A 23,367-nucleotide genomic window follows, 5' to 3' on the forward strand; every position below is an offset into this window, starting at 1 on the left:
AGCAAGAACCGCCACTTTGCCGTCCTTACCGGGAAACGCGGCCCCGGCCAGTCGGTTGCGCGGGTTTGCCGGTGTCCGGCCCGGCGATCAGGCGGGCCTGGAGGGAAATGGCCGCTTGCGGTGGCAACAAGGGCTGCGTAAACGACGGGGAAGATGACCGAAACGAGCGAACGCATGCAGGATACCTCGGCCGCCCCCTCGGCAGTTGCCGCCAATCTGGCGCAAAATGGCGGGCTGGAGGTCATCTCGATCGCCAAAAGCTACGACAAGCGCGCTGTGCTGACCGACATTTCCCTGTCGGTCGCCAAGGGTGAAGTGCTGGGCCTGCTCGGCCCCAACGGCGCCGGCAAGACCACCTGCTTCTATTCGATCATGGGTCTCGTCCGCCCCGATTCGGGCCGCATCCTGATGGACGGCGTCGACGTCACCCGCCTGCCGATGTACCGCCGCGCGATCCTCGGCCTCGGCTACCTGCCGCAGGAGACCTCGATCTTCCGCGGCATGACGGTGGAGCAGAACATCGGCGCGGTGCTCGAACTCAACGAGCCCAACCGCGACATCCGCGCCACCGAACTGGAACGCCTGCTCGACGAGTTCGGCCTCACCCGCCTGCGCTCCAGCCCGGCGATGGCACTTTCGGGCGGTGAACGCCGCCGCTGCGAGATCGCCCGCGCGCTGGCCGCCAAGCCCTCGATCATGCTGCTCGACGAGCCCTTCGCCGGCATCGACCCGCTGTCCATCGCCGACATCCGCGATCTCGTGCGCGACCTCAAGACCCGCGGCATCGGCGTGCTGATCACCGACCACAACGTCCGCGAGACGCTCGACATCGTCGACCGCGCCTGCATCATCTACGGCGGTCAGGTGCTGTTCGCCGGCAGCCCCGAGGCGCTGGTCGCGGACGAGAACGTCCGCCGGCTCTACCTCGGCGAAGGCTTCACCCTGTGACGGGAATGCCCCCTGTCACGCCATATCTCGCCGTGAGGGGGCTCGACGGCGCGCATGGGGCGAAGCACACGAGGCAGCCCCCTTCGGGACGCTGAGCCATGGTGCTGGGGCCCAGGCTGGACCTGCGGCAAAGCCAGTCGCTGGTCATGACCCCGCAGCTCCAGCAGGCGATCAAGCTGCTGGCGCTCTCCAATCTCGAGATCGAGACCTTCATCGGCGAGGCGCTGGAAGGCAATCCCCTGCTCGACCTGGGCGGCCCCGACCTCGCTGGCGCCCCCGCTACCGGCCCCGCCGGCGCCCCCGCTGCCGCGATCGACGAACGCGGTGAAGGCCCGGCCGAGCCGCCGCGCCTGACATCGCCGGAAACCTCGGCGGTCGACCGGCTGATCGGCGAAGGCCGCGGCGGCGAGGATCGCCCGCTCGATCATGAAGTCCATGCCGGCGAGCGCGAACGCGACACCGGCGATGGCAGCGAAACCGCCCCGCGCGATAGTCCCCTGGGCGACTGGAGCGGCGAGATCCGCCTCTCGGGCGGCGGCGAGGACGGCCCCGACATCGAGCGGCACGGCGGCGGCGAGCTCTCGCTGGTCGAACATCTCGAAGCCCAGCTCGGCGCCGCCACCGGGGATGCCCTGCTGGCCGGCATCGCCCGCTACCTGATCGGCCTGCTCGACGAGGCGGGTTACCTGCCGGTCCCGCTGGGCGAAGTCGCGCTCGATCTCGGCATCGAGATGCCCGAAGCCGAAGCGGCGCTGGCGGTCGTGCAGTCGCTCGATCCCACCGGGGTCGGCGCCCGCACGCTCGGCGAATGCATCGCGCTGCAGGCGCGGGAGGCGGACCGCCTCGACCCGTGCATGGCGCGGCTGATCGACAACCTCGACCTTGTCGCGCGCGGCGACCTGCCGCGCCTCAAGCGCCTCTGCGCCGTCGACGACGAGGACATGGCCGACATGCTGGCCGAACTGCGCGGCTACGATCCCAAGCCGGGGCTGCGCTTCGGCGCAGAACCCGGCGGCGCGGTGGTACCGGACATCCTGATCACGCCCGCCAGGACCAGGCCCGAGGACGGCGCCGACCTGCCGCCGGGCTGGGACATCGCGCTCAACGAGGCCACGTTGCCGCGCCTGATCGTCAATCGCGGCTACTTCCTGGAACTGCGCGGCAATTGCACCGACAAGGCCTCGCGCGCCTGGCTTTCGGACAAGCTGACCGACGCCAACTGGCTGATCAAGGCGCTCGACCAGCGGCAGAAGACCATCCTCAAGGTCGCCGCCGAACTGGTGCGCCAGCAGGACGGCTTTTTCCGCCACGGCGTCTCGCAACTCAAGCCGCTGACCCTGCGCACCGTGGCCGAGGCCATCGGCATGCACGAATCGACCGTCAGCCGCGTCACCTCGAACAAGTACCTCAACTGCCCGCGCGGCACCTACGAGCTGAAGTACTTCTTCACCTCGGGCGTGGCCGCGGCAGGCGGCGAAGGCGGTGCTTCGGCCGAAGCGGTGAAGGCGGCGATCCGCCGGCTCATCGATGCCGAGGATCCCAAGGCGATTCTCTCCGACGATACCCTGGTCGACCTGCTCAAGGACAAGGGTTTCGAACTGGCCCGCCGCACGGTGGCCAAGTACCGCGAAGCCATCGGCCTTGGCAGTTCGGTGCAACGCCGCAGACAGAAAGCCATTGCCGCGGCACGGTAGAGACCGTTTGCGCCCATGCCCGAGGGGCATTTTCATGGCGGCACCGGCTCACTCCCGTCCCGAAGAACACCAAAAGGTCCGGGGAGCTTTTTGCTGAGGGGGCCCGCGCGGCAGGGTGCACGTCGCGGGCGGTCGGTCGGGGGAGCGGGCCGGTGCCGCCAAAATCCGCCTGCGGCGGATTTCCAAACCAGCACAAGCAACTAAGCGCGATTATGGTCAGCCTCGCTAGTTAAATGCTTGTGTTGGTCAGCATTATTTCATTTGCACAATGCGAAATCGTGATAGCTTCATCCATGAAGTGCTCCCTGTCCGCGACCAACCGTGGATTTCGCACCACGGACCGGACTCCCTCGCGGCCAGGAGCACGCAGATGGAGAGAATGCCGATGTCCTATGTCGATCGGAGTTCCAGTTCCAACCACAAGTTCCTGACCGGCGGCGTCGTTGCGCTGATCCAGGCCGGCGCCGTGCTGGCGCTGATCAACGGGCTTGCCGTCACGATGCTGAAGCCCAATCCCGGGCCGCGGCTGTCGGGCGAGCAGATCAGCCTCACCCCGCCGCCGCCCCCGCCCGAGGTGATGCCAAGCCCCCAGCCCGAGACGCGCCAGGTCCAGGACACCGTGCTCACCGCGCCCACCCCGGACCTGAAGCTTCCGACGACCAGCGATTTCAACGTATCCAGCCAGCCCGAAGGCCCGGTTTCGACCGCGACCGGATCGGCGCCGGGCGACAGCGTCGTCACGCCCAGCCCCGCGCCCTCGCCGTTGCAGCGTTTCCAGCCGGTCGGCGCGCTGCCGCGGGGCAACCCCGGCAACTGGGTCTCGACCCAGGACTATCCCTCCGCTGACTTGCGCGCCGAACACCAGGGCCTGGTGCGCTTCCGGCTCGACATCGATGCACGTGGCCGGGTCGGCCAGTGCACGATCGTCACCTCCAGCGGTTATTCGGGTCTCGACGAGGCCACCTGCAAGAACGTGAGCAGGCGCGCCCGGTTCGAGCCCGCCACCGATGCCGACGGCCTGACGGTCGGCGGCACGTACATGGGGACGATCCGTTGGGTCATCCCGCGGGACTGATCTTCTTCCCCCGAGGATCATCCCGCCCGGAGCGGCGCTAATCCGCACCACCGGTGTCGCTCCGGCACATCCAGGACCGCCCCGGCCCATGTCCTTGACAGACGGCCGGGCCCCGGTCCGTGGCCCCGCCCCTGGCGTTCGCCAACGCAGGGGCGGGGATACACGCAGAACCCCGGATACCCCGCTTCGCGCTTCGCAAACCCTGTTCGCCTAGTTCTCGGTGGCAATCGACACGAGGCAGGCAGGCATGATCCCCAGGACCTTCCACTTCATCTGGGTGGGCGACGAGAGCCGCCGCCCCGACAACTGCATCGACACCTGGCGCGCCGCGCACCCGCACTGGCAATTCCGCCTCTGGGGCAATGCCGAACTGGAAACGCGCGGCTGGATCAACGCCCGCCACATGGCCGAGATGCGCCAGCGCGAATGGAACGGCGTGGCCGACATGATGCGCTGGGAAATCCTCCAGGAACACGGCGGCATCGTGTTCGACGCGGACAGCATCTGCACCCGCCCGCTGACAGACGACCTGCTCGACTGCGAGGCCTTCGCCTGCTGGGAAAGCGAGATCGCCCGCCCCGGCCTGATCGCCGCCGGCTACTTCGGCTGCGCGGCGGGCAATGGTTTCGTCAGGCAGATCATCGACGATATCGCCGCCAGCCCCTCGGTGGTGGGCGAGATGGCGTGGAAGACGGTCGGCCCGCAGCGCCTGACCGACTGCTACCGCAAGTTCGCCTATACCCCCTTGCGCATCTACCCCAGCCACTACTTCATCCCGCGCCACTTCACCGGCGTGACGTACGAGGGCAGCGATCCGGTCTACGCGCACCAGCTCTGGGGCTCGACCAGCCAGTCCTACGACCGGATTCACAAGGTGGACGTCAGCACGGTGACCACGCCTCCCGCAGCCCCGCCGCCTGAGCCAGCGGCCGAACCGGTGGCCGATCCAGCCGCCGAAACCGCCTCCCCGCTCGAACAGATCCACGCGCCCTATTTTCTCCAGCGCGTGCCGGTCAGCAGCGAACTGGCGGGCCTGCCGCGCATGGACGTGTTCGCCAGCCTGCTCGCCGGGCAGCGGGTGCTGCATGTCGGCTGCGCGGACTGGCCGATCACCGATCCGCGCACCTCGCTCCATGTCCGGCTGGAGGAGCACTGCGCCCATCTCGACGGCGTCGATCCCCACGGCGAGGCGCTGGAGCAACTGCGCCCTTACGTGACTGGCGAACTCTACACCGATCTGGCACAGGCGAGCGGCCGCTACGACGTGGTGCTGGTGCCCGAAGTGATGGAGCATGTGCCCGACGTCGCCGGGTTCCTCGCCCAGATCGAGGCGGTGGATGCGGGCCTGTTCCTCATCACCGTGCCCGACGCCTTCCAATGCCGCGCCCGCCACTTCGACTACCGCGCCGAGACGGAGACGTTCCTCGAAGGCGTCCACCCCGATCACAACGTCTGGTACACGCCCTATACTTTCGCCAATACCTTGCGGAAGTACAGCAGCCTCGAACTGCAACGGATGTGGTTCTTCAACCGGATTTCGCTGTTGGCGCTGCTGAGCAAGCCGGCATTGGCGCAGGCGGCTTAGGGGCTTCGGAAGACGCCGCCAGGCTGTTGGAGCGGCGTCATTGCGCCCTAGTCGGTCGTTCGTGGGCGGATTTGACGTGCCGAGCAGCGGTCCGTCCGGTTTCTTGCCGATTATGTTTGCCGATGGGACCGCTGACAAGATCTTCAAGGGCTGCATCGCCTGAGGAACTGAAAGATCGATCCTGACGTCATAGACAAATTGTAGTTACAAAAAGCGATTGACTGGAAATCAAATCGTAACTACAAAAAACCATGACAATCGTGTGGGATGAACCAAAACGGCAAGCGAACCTCGTCAAGCACGGGATCGACTTCGCCGATGTAGGCGAAGGGTTCTTCCTCTCCGCCCTGGTCATCCCCGCGAAGGACGGACGCTTTGCCGCCATCGGTGAGATGAACGGCACGATCACGGTGATTTTCGCTGTGCTGGGCACCGAAGGCGTCTCTATCATCTCTGCTCGCCCGGCCAGCATTACGGAACGGAGGCTCCTGCCATGACCGACCCGAAACACGCCGCCCCCGGATACACCAAGGCCGATATGGATGTGGTCAGCGATAACCCCGAATGGACGGTTGAGGACTTCGCCAGGGCAAAGCCTTTCGCTGAGGCCTTCCCGGACCTAGCAAAGACGATGCGCGCACGCGGCCCGCAGAAAGCTCCGAAAAAGGTCAGCACCACGCTGCGCCTTTCGCCTGAGGTGATCGAGCATTTCAAATCCGGCGGCCCTGGCTGGCAGTCACGGATCGATGCCGCTCTCAGGGATTGGGTGGCAGCACACTGAGGCCGATTGGCGCCCTTGGCGGTCGCTCCAGGTGCGATTTGATGCGCCAAGGAGCGGCCCGTCCGGTTACGCTTGTCGACCAAACCAGTCGCCGGTTGCGACAGGTTCGGCTGCCGTCATGCATTACAAGTGTTCGTTGACGAGTTTGACCGACACGTTTTCGCAGGAGGAGCTGTGGAAAGGCGCCGACCCGGTTTTCCAATATAGCTGATCTTCAGTGTGGGACACGGCAATCGCATCGTTTGATATCCAGCGGACTTGCGCTTCAGCTTCCTCATAGTGCGAAGCTGCTGCGCAGCCGACCAGATACCAGTCGGGCAACCACCAAGACCGAACCATAACAACGATGGATGGCACGCCACCGACAACCATCCGCTCGACTTGAGCTGACTGTTGCGCGGCGATCTGGACGAGAAAGCGCGACAATCAAGATGAGAATCCGGTGTGTCGGGATCGGCGTAGGGCGTAGCCCGTAGCCGGTCCCGACACACCGGAGGCACTCTTTGCCGGGTGCCTGTGATGGTCGTGGTGGCCGCTATGCATCGGGTTTTCCGGGGAGGAGGACCTGACGTGTGGCCGGCCGACACATCAACGATCATCAAGTGAGACTTTTCATGACCAACAGACGTTATGACCCCGTCGCCTTGGCGGCGGCGAAGGCAGGGTTCAGTCCGGCGACGGGCTATCGGGTTCTGCAGGCCACCCAGCTGCCATCGCAGCGGCAAACACCGCGCAGCCGGCGCCGACCCGATCCCCTTGCCGGTATTTTCGATGAAGTTGTCGTGCCGATGTTAGAGGCTGCCCCGGGCCTTCGGCCCATAGCGATCTTCGAGGAGCTGCGGCGCCGATATCCCGAGACGGAGTTCGGCTCCCGGCGAACCCTGGAGAGGCGCATTCGCGACTGGCGCGCCGTCAACGGGCAAGATCGCGAAGTCATTTTCCGGCAAGTGCACGAGGCCGGGCGGCTCGGCCTGTCCGATTTTACGTGCATGGACGATCTGGGAGTTTCCATCGCCGGACAGCCCCTGGACCATCTGCTCTATCACTTCCGGCTTCCATGTGGCGGCTTCGAACACGGGCACATCATCCTGGGCGGCGAGAGCTTTGTCGCCTTGGCCGAAGGGCTGCAGAACGCGCTCTGGTCCGCAGGCGGTGCGCCGAAGCTTCATCGTACCGACAGCCTCTCGGCCGCCTTCCGCAATCTGGACGCGGATGCCAGGGTCGACCTGACCAAGCGTTATGACGCGCTCTGTGACCATTATGGAATGGAGCCCACGAGGAACAACCGGGGCGTTGCCCATGAGAACGGCGCGATCGAGAGTGCCCATGGCCATATCAAGGCTGCCATAAAGGATGCGCTGCTGCTGCGCGGGAGCGCCGACTTCTCCGACCTTGCCGACTATCGCCGCTTCATCGACGAGGTCGTGAATGCGCGCAACCGGCGGCACGGCCCCGGGATCGATGCCGAACGCAAGTTCCTGCAGCCGCTGCCGGACGTGCGCACCACCGACTACGAGGAGATCCTCGTGACGGTCACATCCTCGGGCGGCTTCACGTTGCGCAAGGTGTTCTACACGGTCCCATCCCGCCTGATCGGGCACCGTTTGCGGGCTCGCCTTTATGATGACCGCCTCGACCTCTTCATCGGCGGCACGAGACTCATGACCCTGCCGCGCGGACGCGCAGGCATGAACGGGAAGCACGGCCACGTTGTTGATTACCGGCACGTGATCCATTCCCTGCGCCGTAAGCCCATGGCACTGTTAGGGCTGGTCTATCGCGATAGCCTGTTCCCGCGAGAGGCCTATCGCCTGATGTTCGACCACCTGCTGGAATTTCAGGGCGAGCGGGAAGCCTGCCGCACCACCGTCGAACTTCTGGCCATGGCTCACGAGCGTGCATGCGAGGCCGAACTCGCGGGGCTCCTGACCGAGGACCTGGCGGCGCGCCGAACGCCGTGCCTGACAACCTTGCGGGCCCGGTTCTGTCCGGACCCTGCCGATCTGCCCGAAGTCGTGGTCGAACTGGTGCCGCTCTCGATCTACGACGGACTTATCGAACAGGGAGAAGCCGCATGAACGCAACTCCCATGATTGATGCACAGCGTCTCAGCCTCATGCTCAACGAACTGCGCTTGCCCACCATCAAGCACATCTGGGGGGACTTCGCCGCCCAGGCAGACAAGGAAGGATGGCCCGCCAGCAGACTCCTCGCCGCGCTGGCCGAGCACGAACTTGCCGAACGCGATCGGCGTCGGATCGAACGCCACCTGGCAGAGGCACATCTACCCGCAGGCAAGACCCTCGACTGCTTCGCCTTCGATGCCGTGCCGATGATCTCCAAGGCCCAGGTCATGGCCCTGTGCGCTGGCGATGGTTGGCTCGAGCAAGGTGCCAACCTCATCCTGTTCGGTCCGCCCGGCGGCGGCAAAACCCACCTCGCCGCAGCTATCGGCCTGGCGCTGGTAGAGCGGGGCTGGAGGGTTTTGTTCACCCGGACCTCCGACCTCGTGCAACGCCTGCAGGTCGCGCGGCGCGAACTCGCGCTCGAATCCGCGATGGCCAAGCTCGACAAATACCACCTGCTGGTTCTCGACGACTTCGCCTACATCTCGCGCGACCAAGCCGAGACATCGGTGCTCTTCGAGTTGATCAGCGCGCGCTACGAGCGACGGTCGTTGCTGATCACCGCCAACCAGCCCTTCGGCGAGTGGAACAGGGTCTTCCCCGATCCCGCGATGACGCTCGCCGCTGTCGACAGGCTCGTCCACCACGCCACCATCTTCGAGATGAACGTCGAAAGTTACCGGCGGCGCACCGCTCAGGCCAGACGCACCGGTGCCGGGCGGCCCGCCGCATACACCACGCCAAAGGTTCTCGAGACCATCCGCGACAATCAGGATGAGAACGACGAACTTGCCAGCGACAATCTAAACGGGCACTGATCGACGCACTGCGACAATCACATTCTCATCCTGATTGACGCGCAATCATCATCCAATTTGTCGCGCTACAAGCTGACCGCTCTCCATCTGGCGAAGTCGTCCGTGAGATGACGGTTCGACGTGAATCAAGGAAGGCCGCAGGCGCGATCCCCCAGAATGGAAGAGTTCCCAAGCCAACTAGCAGAATCACGGCGACGCTCACTATGATCTGCGTTCGGCGCTTCATTGAAGCACGATGTCAGGGATGCCGAACGACTGCAATGCGGTACCTCCACCAAAAGCATTTTGCGCCCTTGTCGGCTATTCAGTAGCCGTCGGGCCGCGCTCCATAGCGGCCTGTCCGGTCGCAGCCCTACGAAAAAACGGCCTGACGGAAGCAGTCCATTCATGACCTTTAGAAATCGCGTTGACCGTCTCGGAAGCCGCGGGCCGCTTTAGATAGCGTCGTTATGCGTCATGTGGCGCGCATAATGACTGCACGATTCTTCCGAAATCGACGCGTTCGAAAAATTCCATATCTGTTGCAGAGCCATCGAACATGGAGCCGAAGAAATGGTTCTGCAAACCATCTTTCTCTGCAAGATAACCTTGGAATTTGCCATCGTCGAACGCTCGTCGAATGGTAACTCCGTCTCGCCGAAGTAATATGGGGCCGTCAGGTCTAACGCTGGCGTGCCGGCCCCAGTAGACGCCCCACCAATGGTCGTCTTCGCCATTTGGGCCATGAAACCTATATACGCTGAAGTCAGGACCATAATCGACAGATGTTTGCTCACGGCTCGCAAGTTTAACCCATGAAAGGCCGACGCAAACGCCTCCATCTTGCACTAGCGAGGTGCCAGCTGCTGATTGAGCAAGTAGTGCAAGCGCTATCGCAAACATGTGTGCCCCCCCTGAAATCGCAGGCTCCTGCACTTCGCATGCGAAAAAAACATGCACAATAGAGTTGGCTTGAGAATGGCGGCTTTCGCAGTAGTAGCAACCCAGAGCCGACCTTCCGCAACCGCCCCCCCTGTCGGTCGAATGCCCTTACCTACGCCCACCGCCATGGGCGCGGAACGGTTAGGCAGCGCGCAAGGTCGACGCTCCGAGGGTCCGGGGGATCATCCCCCGGGAATTGTCTCTTTTCTTCTGAAACCTTTTTCTTCTGAACCTTTCCGCCGGACTCACAGCGCTCCCGGCGTGCGCCGGGATGGTGCTACTTCATGCGGCCACTTCGCGGTTAGCATCGTAGCCGAGGTCGATGTCCTTCACATCGTAGGCGAACCAGGCGCCCTGGCCGTGGTCGTAGACCTGCACCACGCGGCCCGCCACTTGTGCGGTGAAGGCGGTGGAGGAGCCGCGGTCGTAGCCTTGCGCCTTGCCTCCCTCGATTTCGAACGAGAGGTAGGTCTTGTCGCCGCCGTCGAAGAGTTCGGGCAGGGTGCCGCCGAACATCGTCTCGCGCTCGCCGTCGAAGCCCTGAAGCTGGTTGTCCCGGCTTTCGGCGGCGATCCTGAGGTCGCGTCCCGCCGAGTGGTCGAACACGCCGGCGACCTTGCGGCGGGCGACGAAAGCGTAAGTGGCGGCGGCGATCAGGGCGCGGGTGTGAGCTAGCATGGACTGCTTGTGGCATCCCGGGCGGCGGAAAGGCAAGCGGGCTATGCCACCTCGAAGTGATCGGGGGGCTGGCCGTCCAGACGGCGGCGATGCATCTCGGCGAAAGCGGCTTCGAGGCGGCGGGTGTAGTCGATGGTGCGGAACAGCGGCGCAGCGGTGCGGCTCTGCGCCAGCCGCGTGCGCAAGTCCGCAAGGCGCTGCGGATCGCGGGCCAGCGCCAGGGCGGTCTGCTCGTAGGCTGCGGCATCGCTTACCGCCATTTCGGGCAGGCCGACCGCGTGGACAAGGCTGGTCGCCACCCGCGCGGCGAACTGGCGGCCGGTCAGCGTCAGGACCGGCAGGCCCGCCCAGAGCGCGTCGGACGCGGTGGTATGGGCGTTGACGTTGAAGGTATCGAGGAAGAGGTCGGCATGGGCGAGGCGGCCGAGGTGTTCGCCATGGGCAATACCCTTGGTGAAGACCAGCCGCGCCGGGCCGATGCCGTGGGCCTCGGCGTGGCGGCGCAAGTTCGCCTCGGCCCATGCGTTGGAGCGCAGCAGCCAGAGCACGCTGCCGGGGACCTGCTCCAGCAACCGCATCCAGATGGCGAACTCGGCCGGGCTGATCTTGTAGGTGTGGTTGAAGCAGCAGAAGACGAAGCCGTCCTCCGGCAGCCCCCAGTCCGTGCGGGAGCGGGTGTCCGGGATGATGGCGCGGCGCTCGTCGTTGGCCTGGTAACAACCCGCGAGGCGCACGATCTTCTCGCTGAACCCGGCCTCGCCGCCGGGAGGCAGCGCCACCGCGTCGGCCACGAAGTAGTCGATGCAGGGGTGGCCGATGGTGCCGGGGTAGCCCATGTGGCTGACCTGCACGGGGGCAAGGCGCTGGCCGAACATCGCGCTGCGGGTGCCGCGGGTGTAGCCCTTGAGGTCGACGGCAATGTCCAGCCCGTCGCCGCGGGCGAGCTCACGCACCTGCAGGTCGGTGAGATGGCCGATCTCGGTGAAGGCGCCGGCATGGCGGCGCAGTTCGATGCGCGAGGCATCGCTCTCGGCGCGGGGGCCGTAGCTGTAGAGGCGGATGTCGAAGCGGCTGCGGTCATGTTCGCGGCACAGGCCGCTCATCAGGTACATCGTCGCGTGGTCGTGGAAGTCGGCGGAGAAGTAGCCGAGGCGGATGCGGCCGTCTGTTGACGGGGCGGGATCGGGCAGGGTTTCAGGGGCGGCGCCGAACTTCACCGCCGCACAGGCGCGCGAGCGGCGGTACTGGTGCTGCGGATCGTCAACGAAGGGCAGCGCCGCGAATGGCTGGACGGCGGCGGCGGCGGGGCCGTCAGTGAGGGCGAACTGGTCGCGGTGGCTCCAGTCGCAGACATGGGCTTCCTCGAACAGCGCCTGAAGCAGGGCGGAACGGTCCGCCGGATCCATCTCATAGGCATGCCGGAAGGCGGCGATCGCCTCGGGCAGCGAACCTTTCAGCACCAGTGCCTTGCCCCGGTTGACGAGGGCCTGGCTATTGGCGGGATCGGCGGCGATCGCACGGTCATAAGCCTCGAGCGCCTCGTCGATCCGGTCGAGCAGCAGCAGTTCGCCGCCCATGTTGTTGTAGGCGTTCGAATGATCGGGCTTTAGGGTCACCGCCTTGCGGTAGGAATCGACCGCCGCCGCCCGCGCGCCCCGCTTCGCCCGCAAGTTGCCGAGGTTGTAATGCGCCTCGACATAGCCAGGATCGATGCGGACGGTTTCGGCAAACTCCACTTCGGCTTCGCGGGAGCGTCCGGCAAGGTCCAGAAGGTTGCCGAGGTTGTAGCGCGCATCGGCATAGCGGGGGTGGCGCGCGATCACCTCTCTGTAGGTGTTCTCGGCCTCCAGGGTGCGGTTCTGTCGCCTCAGGGTGATCGCCAGATTGTTGTAGCAGGCCGCCGCATCCGGGTCCGCGGCGATGGCCCGGCGGAAGGCCGCTTCCGCCGCGGGCAAGACCCCCAGCGACAGCAGCGCCGCGCCCTGCAGGTTGTGGACGGTGAAACTGCGCGGAAATTCCTCGGAAAGCCGGGCGCCGTGGCGCGCCGCATCGTCCATCGCCCCGGTCCGGTAGGCGGCGATCATCGCATCGAGGCGCTGGCGCGGCGGATCGGCGTCGACCGCCTCCAGTGCCGCCAGCGCCACGCGCGCGCGCGAATTGCGCGGGAAGCGGTAAAGCGCCTCGCGGTAAAGCGCCCGCGCCGCCTCCGTCTCGCCGCGCCGGGCCGCGCCCTTGGCCTTGATCATCAGTGCTTCCAGCCCGCTCACGCCCGCCTCCCTGCCACTCGGTTCGCAGGGGTAGAGCTAGGCAGACAGGGTTCACGGGCCGTGAGAACGCTTCTCCGCAAAACCCCGGGGATCAGAAAAAACCTCGCGCATCGGCTGCCCCCGTGTAACGTCGCGGGGTTCTGCCGCGAACTCCCGTGGACATGTTGATGCGCACCGGCGAAACCGAACTCAGGGACTGGATGATCCGCGCCCTCGATGGCGACGGCAAGGCCTATGCCCGCCTGCTCGATGCGCTGGTGCCGCGTCTGCGCGCCTTCTTCCGCCGCCGCATGGCCGGGCGCGACGACGATATCGAGGATCTCTTGCAGGAAACGCTGATCGCCTTGCACACCCGCCGCATGACCTACGACCGAACGCGCAGTTTCACCGGCTGGCTCTACGCGATCGCCCGCTACAAGATGATCGACCATTTCCGCCGCCAGGGCCGCACCGTGCCGATCGAGGGCCTGGAGGAGAGCCTGTCGATCGCCAGCTTCGAGGACGAAGTGGGCGCCGGCCTCGACACCGAGGCACTGCTGGCGACGATCCCCGACAAGCAGGCCCGCGCCATCCGCGCGACACGGATCGACGGCCTCTCCACCGCCGAGGCGGCCGAGCGCGAGGGCATGGGCGAATCCGACGTCAAAGTCTCCACCCATCGCGGCCTCAAGGCGCTGGCCGCGCGGGTGCGGGAGGCGATCCGATGAACGGCCCGGCCAGCACCGAAAAGACCACCTGCGAATGCCTTGTCGCCTCGCTGAGCGCGGACTTGTGCGCGGTGCCGCGCCATGCCGCCGCGCGGCGCATCCTGACCGGGCTCGGGCTCGGCCTGCTGGCGACCGGGGCGGCACTCGGGCTCGGGCTCGGCATCCGGCACGACCTGATGGCGGCGATGCACGGCGGCGGTTTCTGGATGAAGGCAGCCTATGCCGCCACGCTCGGCGCGCTCGGGCTGGTCGCCACCCTGCGCCTGGCGCGGCCCGATTGCGGGCCGCAGCGCAAGCTCTGGCTGCTGCTCCTGCCCCTTGCGCTGCTCTCCGTCATGGCCACGGTGGAACTGCTGCACACGCCCCGCGCGCAGTGGCTCGACATGTGGCTCGGCCATAGCTGGAAAGCCTGCGCGGGCGTGGTGCTGTTGCTATCGCTGCCGATCCTGACCGGGCTGCTCTGGGCCCTGAAGCGCCTCGCCCCCACCCGCCTCGCGCTGGCAGGGGCAACCGCCGGTCTTGCCGCCGGGGCCTGGGCCGCCTGCCTCTATTGCCTGCATTGCCCGGAAACCTCGGCGGTCTTCGTGCTGACCTGGTATTCGCTGGGTATCGCGCTCGCCACCGGCCTTGGCGCGCTGCTCGGCGCCCGCCTGTTGCGCTGGTAGGCGGCGAGCAGGAAGGTCTACTGCACCTTCCTGCTCGCCGGGGCGATCATTGGCCTGCGCGGGTTATGCTCCAGCCTGTGCCCGAAGTTCGGCGCAGACGAGGTAATCGCCCGGTTCCGCGCCGAACGGCAGCACATACTGCACCGCAACGGGCTGTTTCGCGGCGATCAAACTTACGACACACCTGTTTGAATTTTACGAGACCAGGCATAGACCCGGGCGAACACCGAGAGAGGATTCGCGCCGTGACCGAAACTGCCTCCCGCTTCCAGCGCATTGCCGACGCGGATCTCGCCTGGCTGGGCAGCGCCCCCGTGCCGGCCAGGGCCTACTACGATCCCGCCTATTTCGAATGTGAACGCGAGGCCGTGTTCCTGCGCAGTTGGATCCACGTCGGCCACGTCTGCGAACTGCCCGAACCCGGCAGCTTCCTGCGCTGCGATCTCGAATTCGCCCGCGCCTCCCTGCTGATCGTGCGGGGCCGTGACGGCAGGATCCGGGCCTTCCACAATGTCTGCACCCACCGGGGGACACGGCTGGTCGAAGAGGCTTCGGGATGCCGCAGCCGGTTCAGTTGCCCCTATCACCTGTGGACGTTCGGCACCGACGGCGCGCTGATCTCCGCGCCCGATTTCGAGGCATTCCATCTCGACAAGCAGGACTGCGCGCTGCCGCAAGTGCGCTTGCAGGAATGCGGCGGGCTGCTGTTTGTCAACTTCGATTCCGATGCGGCGCCCTTGCGCGAATGGCTGGGCAGCTATGCCGAGCGGCTTGAACAAATGCCGGTCGCGCGGGCAACGAGCTTCAGCCAGTACTCCTACGAGATCGCCGCCAACTGGAAGCTGACGTACGACAACTTCCAGGAAAACTACCACTTGCGCTTCATCCACCCGCGTTCGGGAGGAGCGGGGATCGGCGGCGACAATCCGTTCGGCTACCCCGCGCAGATGGACTTCGAGGGGCCGCACCGCACCCAGCGCATCTGGTCGAACCCCGAGCCTGCCTTGCTGCCCTTCCAGCGCGCCGCCGCCCTGCGCGGCATTCCCGCACTCGCCGAGCAGGGCCTGCTGGGCCGGCCCCATGACCGCGACTATCTGGCCTTCTTCCCCAACCTCTTCCTGATCGGCACCCCCACCCAGCCCTTCTCGCATACCGTCTACCCGATCTCGGCAGACCGGTCGCGCGGGGTAGTACGGGTCTACTGGGTGGGCGAGGACCGCAACGCCAGCCACCGGTTCGCGCGCGAGTATTCGCTCGCCCAGATCCGCGACATCCACTGCGAGGACATCGCCATGATCGAGCGCGGCCAGAGCGGCCTTTCCAGCGGCGCCATCCGCCACATCCACTTCCAGGGCATGGAAGCGCTGTGCCGCCACCTGTTCAACGAAGTCGACGCGCGGGTGCAGGCCCATGCGCAGCAAACAGGTGCCGTCCTGTGACCGCCGCGAGATCGCTCCCCGCAGGCTTCGCGTCGCTCGAACCTTTCGCGGACCACTGGGCCATTGCCGGAACCGCCGCCCGCGCCGCCCGGCGCAGCGCCTCGAGGGCCGAGGAGCGCGAGGCCTTCTTCGCGGCGGCCGCGCCCCTGCTGGACGCCGCGCTGGATTACCTCGACATGCGTTCGCTGGGCACCTTCACTCCGGCCGAGCAACGGTTGATGGACCTCATGCTCATGCTCGCCCACGTTGCGCTTGCCGTCGAGATCCAGGGGCCGGACGAAGCCGCCAGTGCCCCTTGGCGCGAGCGCATGCGGATCGACCGCTCGGCCGCCGACCAGGAAGCACCGCAATATTCGAACTGAACGGAAAGACCGTCCTCATCACCGGTGGCGGCGGCGGCATCGGCGGCGGCATCGGCGGCGGCATGGCATCGGCCTTTGCCGAGCGCGGCGCCCGCATCGTGCTGGCCGACATCAACCTCGCCTTCGCGCAGGAGGAAGCCGCCAGGCTGCCGGACGAGACCGAAACGCTGCTGCTCGAACTCGACGTGCGCTCGCCGGAAAGCTGGGAGAATGCGCGCCGCGCCGCCGAGACGCGCTTCGGCGCCATCGACGTGCTGTGCAACAACGCCGGCATCTCCACCGGCTTCAAGCCCCTGCTGGAGATCACCCCCGATGCCTTCGAGCGCGTCATGGCGATCAACGTCACCGGCGTCTACAACGGCATCCGCACCTTCGCACCGCAAATGATCGCACGGCAATCGGGCCACATCGTCAACACCTCATCGATGAACGGACTGAGCCCGTTCGCCAGCTTTGCCGCCTATTCGGCCAGCAAGTTCGCGGTTCTTGGCCTGTCCGACGCCCTGCGCGAGGAACTCGCCCCGGCGGGCGTGGGTGTCTCCACGCTGTTCCCCGGCCTTACCCGCAGCCGCATGTCGCAAGGCGATGCCGCCCTGCAGGACCCGGAGCGATATGCCGCGATCCAGGCCAACATGATGGATCCGCTCTGGCTTGGCCGCGCTGTCGTGCGAGCGGTGGAGGACAATAGCGCCTACATCGTCACCCACCCGGAATACCGCGACAGCCTGGCCAGCCGCCATGCGCGGATCCTCGCCGCGTTTGGCGAGTCGGCGCAGCCCGGATATCGCACCGGAGCTTCGGCCACCGGGACCGGTTCCAGATGATCCGGTAAACGACCGTTTGGAAATTCGCGAAAAGCGAATTTCGCGCCGCCAGCCACTCATCCATCCGGCCGTCCATCGGCGGCGGCCCGGCCATGCGTGACAGGGATCACGCACGGAAACATGTGCGATCGGATAGACCGGCGATTATTTCGAAACCCCATCCAAAGATCATAATAGCGTCATATTTTGCGATATTTCGCGATAAGCGGAAAGTAATGTCGAAAGTATTTACCCAATCCAATCCCGCCGCCATTTGGCGGGACCTTCCCTGCGGATACGCAGGCCACAGCATTCGCATGTCCCCTGGAAATGCGAACCATCCCAGACCGCCTTGCGACGATCGGGCACATGACGATTGAATTTGCACCTAAGTGTTTGAGGTAAAAGGTCCATAGTATTCACCTATCAGGTGGTTACCTGTTCCGGCCGCTTATTGCTGCATCGCACCCTAAACGCTTATAAAATCCCGTCTAATCCAGGAATAGCAGGCGAAATCGATTCGCCGCAATGCAAAAATTCTGGACAAAGACGAATGCGAGAGTTATTTTCAAATTAAATTAAGAATAACAGTCAATCGATTACTCGCGGTCGCGCAAAAGCAGGTTAACTAACAAGTGAACCTGCCATCTCGAAATAACGACGAGCGCGCAAGCATTCGCCGTTTCGATAGGCCGGCGGATGAGCCCCCCTAACGCAAATGCGCCGGCCTATCGTTCCGAATCATGGAGATTGGATATGCCGCAAACCATTCAGGATCTTACGGAAAGCCGGCAAAGGGCCATGCACCGCCTTCATTTGCTGGAAAGCGGGGAAATGAGCGTCCGCTGCCTCAGGACCGCCCTGCTCGACAACAGCACCGCTATTGCCGCCGCCCGAAACCAGATCGCCAGCCTGGACGCAGCGCTGGCCCAGCGCGCACGCTAGGCGGCGTGGACACATTCCACATTGCCACGACAGTAGATAAAACCCGTCAATTCAAGGAGGCGAGGCACAGGAGTATGTCGAGACTTCCAGCCGAGCCGACGCCGAAGGGACCGCTTTTACCTCCGCCCCCTTCGGCGTAGCCCTCATTCGCACCCCGGCTGCACGCGCGAGAGGCTTGAAAGAGGTTCCCTCTTCCTGCCCCCTCGCGCCGCATCGGGGCGCAAATGAAGGCCCGGATCAAGGCGTCAGCGTCACCATGACAACGCCGTGCGGCTCAACCGTCGCCGCGTAGCTGCCTTTCATCGCGCCGAGATCGCGGTGCGCCCACAGGTCGCGCAGCTTGAGCGACTGGCTCGCCGGATAGTCCAACTGCGCCCAGTTCACCGTCAGCCTCACCGGCGTCTCGCCCCGGTTGAACAACAGAGCGGCACGCTTGCCGTCCGCCAGGGTGCGGACCCAGACTTCACCGTTCCCGTCCTTCGAAATGCGGCGCCCCTGACGGCCCAGCTTGTCCTGGTCTACCGCGATCACGTCCTTGTTGAGCAGGATCGCCCTGGTATCGGCGCTCATGTTCGCCACGTCGTTACCGGCGATCAGCGGCGAGGCCATCATCGCCCAGAGCGAGAAGTGGCTGCGGTATTCGGTGGTGGTCATGCCGCCGTTGCCGACTTCCAGCATGTCCGGGTCGTTCCAGTGCCCCGGCGCGGCATAAGGCCAGAGCGGCTCGTTGAGATCGACGATATCGAGCATGCCCAGCGCATAACCGTGCTTGCCCGACCACTTGTCGGTGATGTCCGCGGTGGTGCGCCAGATGTTGCCGATCTTCGAGGCCCAGAGCCAGGGCTTGTTGGTGCCCCATTCACAAAGCGAGAGCAGCACGTCGCGCCCCGTGGAGCGCAGCGCGTCGGACATCAGCGCATAGGCTTCTTCCGCATTACGGCTGCCGGTGCTGCACCAGTCGTACTTGAGGTAATCAACGCCCCACGAGGCATACGTGATCGCATCCTGATACTCGTGCCCCTGGCTACCGGGACGGCCGCCGCACGTCTTGGCGCCGGCGTCCGAATAGATGCCGAACTTGAGGCCCTTCGAGTGGACGTAATCCGCCAGTGCCTTGATGCCCGAAGGGAAAGCCTTGGCATTGGCGGTGATGAAGCCCTTGGCATCACGCTCGCCGTGCCAGCAGTCGTCGATCACGAGGTAGGTGTAGCCCGCATCCTTCATGCCGGTGGCGACCAGTGCGTCGGCGGTGTCCCGGATGGTCTTTTCCGAGATGTTGCAGGCGAACTTGTTCCAGCTGTTCCAGCCCATCGGCGGCGTCTGGGCAAGACCGTTTGCCACGCGGGCCGGGTCCTGCGAGGGCGGCAGGCGGTTCTGGTCCACTTCCTCGGCGAGCGCCGGATTGGTGAGGGCCAGAGGGGCAAGGCTCAGGGCGAGCGCGGCGAATTTCGCAAGTCGCGACATGGTGGGCATTCTCTCTTCAGAACTTAGTCAGGACAGATCGCGCCGGTGGGGTCGGCGTCGAGCTTGACAGTGGAGATGGCGATCGTCTGGCCTGCATCACCTTGAAGCACGAACGGACGCGAAATCTTCGTCATGTCCGCACCATGCTTGGCGAAGCAGGAGAGCGAGACCTTGACGCTGGCCCACTGGCCCGGCGCGGCGGTGAAGACCTGTGCGCCGTCGAGGACCGTTTCGCCCATGCCCAGCTTGGGCGCCGTCGCCCCCTTGGAATCAATACGGTAGTCGATGCGCAAGGACAGCATCGCATTGCTCTGGCGGCTGAGATCGACCGTCGGCCCTTCGATCCGCACTTCGCCAGGGCCGGTGAAGGTGAGCTGGCGTGCGCCTTCCTGTGTGCCGCCACCATCGACGTTCCTGACCGTAACCGCGCCGCCGATCGCAAGCTTCCACGGCACCAGTACCTTGCCCGGCAGGTAGTAGACCGAGACGTTGGAAAGCGAGGCATCGAGCCCGGCCACTTCGCTCAGCGGCGGAACCGCGGTCCTGTCCTTGTAGCTCAGGCCATAGCCATAGGCGAACTGCGGATCGTAGCCCGGCTGGCCGACGTTGTTGAGGAACTGGCCCGCGTTCTTCGGCCAGGAATAGCTGAGCTTGCCGCGGAAGTCCTGGTTCGGCGTGCCGTCCTTCCTGGCGACCAGCACGTCGGCAAGGCCCTCGCCCTCGGAGCCCGGCAGGAAGGCGGCGACGAAGGCGTCGGACTGGTTGATCTCCGGGTTCACCCAGAGCGCACGGCCCGAAATGAACACCGAGACGACCGGGATGCCCTGCGCCTTCAGCGCCTTCAACTGTGCCAGCGCCTGCTTGTCGCCCGGCTGGAATTCCAGCGTGGAAATGTCGCCGACCATTTCGGCATAAGGCGTCTCGCCGAAGACGACGACGGCAACGTCGGGCTTCGGCCCCGCCACCTTGCCGTCGGCACTCAGCGTGGCGGTACCGCCCGCCGCCTCGATCGCGGTCTTGAGGCCGCCCCAGATCGAGGTGGCGCCGGGGAAATCGGCATTGGTGTTGCCGGTGCCCTGCCACGACATCGTCCAGCCGCCGGTCTGCATGCCGATATCGTCGGCATGGGTGCCGGTGACGAGCACCTTCTGGCCCGGCCTGATCGGCAGCAGCCCGCCGTTGTTCTTGAGCAGCACCAGCGATTCCGCTGCCGCCTGACGCGCCACCGCGCGGTGTTCCGGCTTGCCGAGTTCGCTGCGGTGCTCATAGGGACGGGCCGGATCGAACAGGCCCAGCTTGAACTTCACGCGCAGGATGCGGCGCACCGCATCGTCCACCCGCGCCATCGGGATGGTGCCGTCCTGCACCTGCTTCAGCGTGTTGTTGAACAGGTCCTTCCAGTCGTTCGGCACCATCGCCATGTCGAGCCCGGCATTGAAGGTCTGCGGGCAGTTGCCGTTGGTGCAGCCGGGGATCTGGCCATGCGCGTTCCAGTCGCCCACGGTGAAGCCCTCGAAGCCGAGACGGCCCTTGAGCACATCGGTGAGCAACGTCTTGTTGCCGTGGTTCTTGACCCCGTTCCACGAGGAGAAGCTGGCCATGACCGTCATCGCCCCGGCATCGATACCGCTGACGTAACCGGGCACGTGCAGTTCGATCAGGTCCTTTTCGGGCACTTGCGCGTCGCCCTGGTCGATACCGCCATGGGTGCCGCCGTCCGCCAGGAAATGCTTGATCGAGGCGGCGACATTGCCGTTCTGGATGCGGCTCTTGCCGGGCGCACCCTGAAGCCCGCGCACCATCGCGGCGGAATATTCACGGGTGATCTCGGGGCGTTCCGAATAGCCTTCATAGGCGCGGCCCCAGCGGTCATCCTGCGGCACGGTGACGGTGGGACCGAAGGCCCAGTCGAAGCCGGAGGCGGCGCTTTCGGCAGCGGTCACCTCACCGATCTTCTCCATCAGCGCCGGATCGCGCATCGCGCCAAGACCGATGTTGTGCGGGAAGATCGTGGCGCCGAAGACGTTCGAGTTGCCGTGAACGGAGTCCATGCCGAAGATCACCGGGATCGGCACATGGCCGGGACGCTTCTCGATCGAGACCTGACGGAAGGCTTCGGCAGTAGCGATCCAGTCGCTGGCCGGCCCCCGGTCGTTGCCCGAAAGCGGCGGATCGTTGCCGCCGCCAAGAATCGAGCCGACCGGATATTCGCGCAGTTCCTCAGGCTTCATCGCGGCGATCGAAGGCTGGATCATCTGCCCGACTTTCTCGCGCACCGACATCTGCGCCATCAGCTTCGTGATCTTCGCCTCGGTCTCGGGATCAACGAGGCCGACGCTATGCGCCTTGGGCCAGAGGTCGGGGTGCGCGGTGGCGGCTTCCGGCAGTGGGGCATCGGCCAGAGCCGAGGCCAGCGGCACGGCGGCGCAAGAAAGGGCGAGAAGGGAAAGCGTCCGTCGCATCGGTGTTCCTAGGCGGGCTGGTGCGCCGACTGCTGCGCAGCAGGCGCTGCACAGGTCTCGGCAATGAATTGTTCGTGGCTGCCCGCAAGCGAGACCGCGCGGGCAATGGCGGCGCGCATCTGCGCAAATGTGCCGCCCAGTTCCTCGGCCGTGAACTGGTCTGCCAGCGGGTCGTAGCGCGCGGGCCAGATTTCGAACCCGGCAAACATCGACAGCCAGCTCGGCGGCTGGAACGAATCCCACTCGAAGCGCGGCAGCTTGCCCGCCCCCTTGTAGGCGCGGATGCGCTGGGCCAGAGTCTCGGGCAGGTCGAGCGCGCGGCACTCCTGCCACAGCGCCTCCCCGCGCTGTCCGCCCCAGTAGTGCAGCAAAAGAAAGTCGCGGATGCGCGCATATTCGAGCGCGGTGATGCGGTTGAATTCGTCCGCCAGCGAAGGATCGAAATCGCGGTCCGGGAAATGCGCGAGCAGGCGCTCGATGCCGCTCTGGATGAGCACGATCGAGGTCGATTCCAGCGGTTCGAGGAAGCCCGCCGCCAGCCCGAGGGCGACGCAGTTCTTCTCCCACACTTTCGTCCGGTGGCCGGTGCGGAAACGCAGCATATTGGGCTCGGCCAGCGCCTCGCCCTCAAGGCTGGCGATCAGCGTCGCGGTCGCCTCGTCGTCGGAGATGTGGCGGCTCGAATAGACGTAGCCGTTGCCGACCCGGTGCTGCAGCGGAATGCGCCACTGCCAACCCGCCTCACGCGCGGTGCTGCGGGTATAGGGGGTGAGCTCGCCGCCGTGCGCGCAGGGCATCGCCACCGCCCGGTCGCACGGCAGGAGGTGTGTCCAGTCCTCGTAAGGGACCTCCAGCGTCTGGCCCAGCAAGAGACTGCGGAAGCCCGAACAATCGACAAACAGGTCGGCCTCGAGGCTGCGCCCGTCACTCAGCACAACCGAGGCGATGCGCCCGCTCTCGCCGTCGCGGCTGGCGGCAGAGATCGTGCCCTGCACGTGGCGCACGCCCAGCGTGTCACGCGCGCGCTCGGCGAGGAAACGGGCAAACAGGCCCGCGTCGAAATGGATCGCCCAGTCGAACACGCCAAGGTCGTTGACCGGCTGCTCGGGCGGCAGCAGCATGAGATTACGCATCGCCACCTGCGTCGGCAGGCAATATTCGGCCAGCGGCGTCTCGTCGCCCGCCATGCGGCGTTTCAGCCAGTACTGGTGGAACGGCACCGAGAAGGCGTCGACACCGTAGCGGCCGAAGGGATGGAAAAAGCTGGTGCCCGGCGCCCGCCAGTCGCGGAATTCGATGCCCAGCTTCACGGTGCCCTGCGTGGCCTGCATGACTTCGGCCTCGGTCACGCCGATGGCCTTGAAGTAGTCACGGATCGCGGGAACGGTCGCCTCGCCCACGCCAACGGTGCCGATGTCGGGGCTTTCGACCAGGGTGATTTCGATTGGAAGGCGGCGCAGGCGCGTGGCCAGGAGGTTGGCCGCCATCCAGCCCGCCGTGCCGCCGCCGACGATCAGGATGGAACGGATCGGCTGACTGACTGTATCTGGCGCCATTCTTGCTCTCCCCGAAGACCTGTTAGCGCAAACCTTCGAAAAAAGGGATCCCCCCGCCCGGAGGAGGAGTG

Annotated in this window: 20 protein-coding genes; 13 read left to right on the top strand and 7 right to left on the bottom strand. The window is 65.5% G+C overall.

The genetic code is table 11. From position 1 onward, the window contains the following. Positions 1 to 174 precede the first annotated feature (174 nt). The 6 genes from lptB (at position 175) to DM450_RS14385 (ending at position 6,083) form a co-directional block, all read left to right on the top strand. Positions 175 to 948, top strand: coding sequence for an LPS export ABC transporter ATP-binding protein (gene lptB / locus DM450_RS14360; protein WP_242526374.1), 774 nt, complete (start codon positions 175 to 177; stop codon positions 946 to 948). A gap of 98 nt (positions 949 to 1,046) precedes the next feature. After that, positions 1,047 to 2,642 (top strand): RNA polymerase factor sigma-54, encoded by a 1,596-nt coding sequence (rpoN, locus tag DM450_RS14365; RefSeq protein WP_142635888.1) that lies wholly within the window; start codon positions 1,047 to 1,049, stop codon positions 2,640 to 2,642. Between the two features lie 370 nt (positions 2,643 to 3,012). Then, the gene (locus DM450_RS14370) at positions 3,013 to 3,717 is read left to right on the top strand and encodes an energy transducer TonB (RefSeq protein ID WP_260609879.1); all 705 of its coding nucleotides are present in this window, start codon (positions 3,013 to 3,015) and stop codon (positions 3,715 to 3,717) included. Positions 3,718 to 3,964: 247 nt separating this feature from the next. Next, entirely contained in the window at positions 3,965 to 5,302 is a 1,338-nt protein-coding gene (locus DM450_RS14375; protein WP_142635893.1) for a glycosyltransferase, read from the top strand. A gap of 251 nt (positions 5,303 to 5,553) precedes the next feature. Next, positions 5,554 to 5,799, top strand: a complete 246-nt coding sequence (locus DM450_RS14380; protein WP_142635895.1) for a BrnT family toxin — start codon at positions 5,554 to 5,556, stop codon at positions 5,797 to 5,799. Further along, the gene (locus DM450_RS14385) at positions 5,796 to 6,083 is read left to right on the top strand and encodes a BrnA antitoxin family protein (protein WP_142635897.1); all 288 of its coding nucleotides are present in this window, start codon (positions 5,796 to 5,798) and stop codon (positions 6,081 to 6,083) included. The genes DM450_RS14380 and DM450_RS14385 overlap by 4 nt, the downstream gene beginning before the upstream one ends. 123 nt (positions 6,084 to 6,206) lie before the next feature. Here the strand turns inward: DM450_RS14385 and DM450_RS14390 are convergent, their stop codons facing one another. Next, complete coding sequence (locus DM450_RS14390; protein ID WP_142635899.1) at positions 6,207 to 6,509, bottom strand: hypothetical protein; 303 nt, start codon at positions 6,507 to 6,509, stop codon at positions 6,207 to 6,209. Between the two features lie 188 nt (positions 6,510 to 6,697). On the opposite strand from DM450_RS14390, the gene istA reads away from it, so the two are divergent. Continuing rightward, positions 6,698 to 8,161: an IS21 family transposase gene (gene istA / locus DM450_RS14395; protein WP_260609880.1), complete on the top strand. Its 1,464-nt coding sequence runs from the start codon at positions 6,698 to 6,700 to the stop codon at positions 8,159 to 8,161. Then, positions 8,158 to 9,027: an IS21-like element helper ATPase IstB gene (gene istB, locus DM450_RS14400; protein WP_142635904.1), complete on the top strand. Its 870-nt coding sequence runs from the start codon at positions 8,158 to 8,160 to the stop codon at positions 9,025 to 9,027. The genes istA and istB overlap by 4 nt, the downstream gene beginning before the upstream one ends. 447 nt (positions 9,028 to 9,474) lie before the next feature. On the opposite strand, the gene DM450_RS14405 is transcribed toward istB, so the two are convergent. The 3 genes from DM450_RS14405 to DM450_RS14415 form a co-directional block, all read right to left on the bottom strand. Next, positions 9,475 to 9,909 (bottom strand): hypothetical protein, encoded by a 435-nt coding sequence (locus tag DM450_RS14405; RefSeq protein ID WP_142635906.1) that lies wholly within the window; start codon positions 9,907 to 9,909, stop codon positions 9,475 to 9,477. Positions 9,910 to 10,230: 321 nt separating this feature from the next. Next, the gene (locus tag DM450_RS14410; RefSeq protein WP_142635908.1) at positions 10,231 to 10,626 is read right to left on the bottom strand and encodes a hypothetical protein; all 396 of its coding nucleotides are present in this window, start codon (positions 10,624 to 10,626) and stop codon (positions 10,231 to 10,233) included. Positions 10,627 to 10,667: 41 nt separating this feature from the next. Then, positions 10,668 to 12,893 (bottom strand): tetratricopeptide repeat protein, encoded by a 2,226-nt coding sequence (locus DM450_RS14415; protein ID WP_142635910.1) that lies wholly within the window; start codon positions 12,891 to 12,893, stop codon positions 10,668 to 10,670. Positions 12,894 to 13,060: 167 nt separating this feature from the next. Between DM450_RS14415 and DM450_RS14420 the strand changes: the two genes are divergently transcribed. The 5 genes from DM450_RS14420 (at position 13,061) to DM450_RS14440 (ending at position 16,890) form a co-directional block, all read left to right on the top strand. After that, entirely contained in the window at positions 13,061 to 13,600 is a 540-nt protein-coding gene (locus DM450_RS14420) for a sigma-70 family RNA polymerase sigma factor (protein ID WP_142635912.1), read from the top strand. Beyond that, positions 13,597 to 14,265, top strand: coding sequence for a DUF1109 domain-containing protein (locus DM450_RS14425; protein ID WP_142635914.1), 669 nt, complete (start codon positions 13,597 to 13,599; stop codon positions 14,263 to 14,265). Before DM450_RS14420 ends, DM450_RS14425 begins: the two co-directional genes overlap by 4 nt. A 245-nt stretch (positions 14,266 to 14,510) precedes the next feature. Continuing rightward, positions 14,511 to 15,704, top strand: coding sequence for an aromatic ring-hydroxylating dioxygenase subunit alpha (locus DM450_RS14430; RefSeq protein WP_260609882.1), 1,194 nt, complete (start codon positions 14,511 to 14,513; stop codon positions 15,702 to 15,704). Beyond that, the gene (locus tag DM450_RS14435; RefSeq protein ID WP_142635918.1) at positions 15,701 to 16,066 is read left to right on the top strand and encodes a hypothetical protein; all 366 of its coding nucleotides are present in this window, start codon (positions 15,701 to 15,703) and stop codon (positions 16,064 to 16,066) included. The genes DM450_RS14430 and DM450_RS14435 overlap by 4 nt, the downstream gene beginning before the upstream one ends. After that, positions 16,000 to 16,890, top strand: coding sequence for an SDR family oxidoreductase (locus DM450_RS14440; RefSeq protein ID WP_260609884.1), 891 nt, complete (start codon positions 16,000 to 16,002; stop codon positions 16,888 to 16,890). The genes DM450_RS14435 and DM450_RS14440 overlap by 67 nt, the downstream gene beginning before the upstream one ends. Positions 16,891 to 18,051: 1,161 nt before the next feature. On the opposite strand, the gene DM450_RS14445 is transcribed toward DM450_RS14440, so the two are convergent. Genes DM450_RS14445 through DM450_RS14455 form a run of 3 tightly spaced genes read right to left on the bottom strand, consistent with a single transcriptional unit; the run spans position 18,052 to position 23,296 of the window. Continuing rightward, positions 18,052 to 19,278: a glycoside hydrolase family 27 protein gene (locus tag DM450_RS14445; protein ID WP_142635920.1), complete on the bottom strand. Its 1,227-nt coding sequence runs from the start codon at positions 19,276 to 19,278 to the stop codon at positions 18,052 to 18,054. Between the two features lie 23 nt (positions 19,279 to 19,301). Next, the gene (locus DM450_RS14450; RefSeq protein WP_142635922.1) at positions 19,302 to 21,740 is read right to left on the bottom strand and encodes a glycoside hydrolase family 3 protein; all 2,439 of its coding nucleotides are present in this window, start codon (positions 21,738 to 21,740) and stop codon (positions 19,302 to 19,304) included. Positions 21,741 to 21,748: 8 nt separating this feature from the next. After that, positions 21,749 to 23,296 (bottom strand): tryptophan halogenase family protein, encoded by a 1,548-nt coding sequence (locus DM450_RS14455; protein WP_142635924.1) that lies wholly within the window; start codon positions 23,294 to 23,296, stop codon positions 21,749 to 21,751. Between the last annotated feature and the right edge of the window lie 71 nt (positions 23,297 to 23,367).

It is taken from the genome of Sphingomonas sp. IC081 (assembly GCF_006874585.1).
GTDB lineage: Bacteria > Pseudomonadota > Alphaproteobacteria > Sphingomonadales > Sphingomonadaceae > Novosphingobium.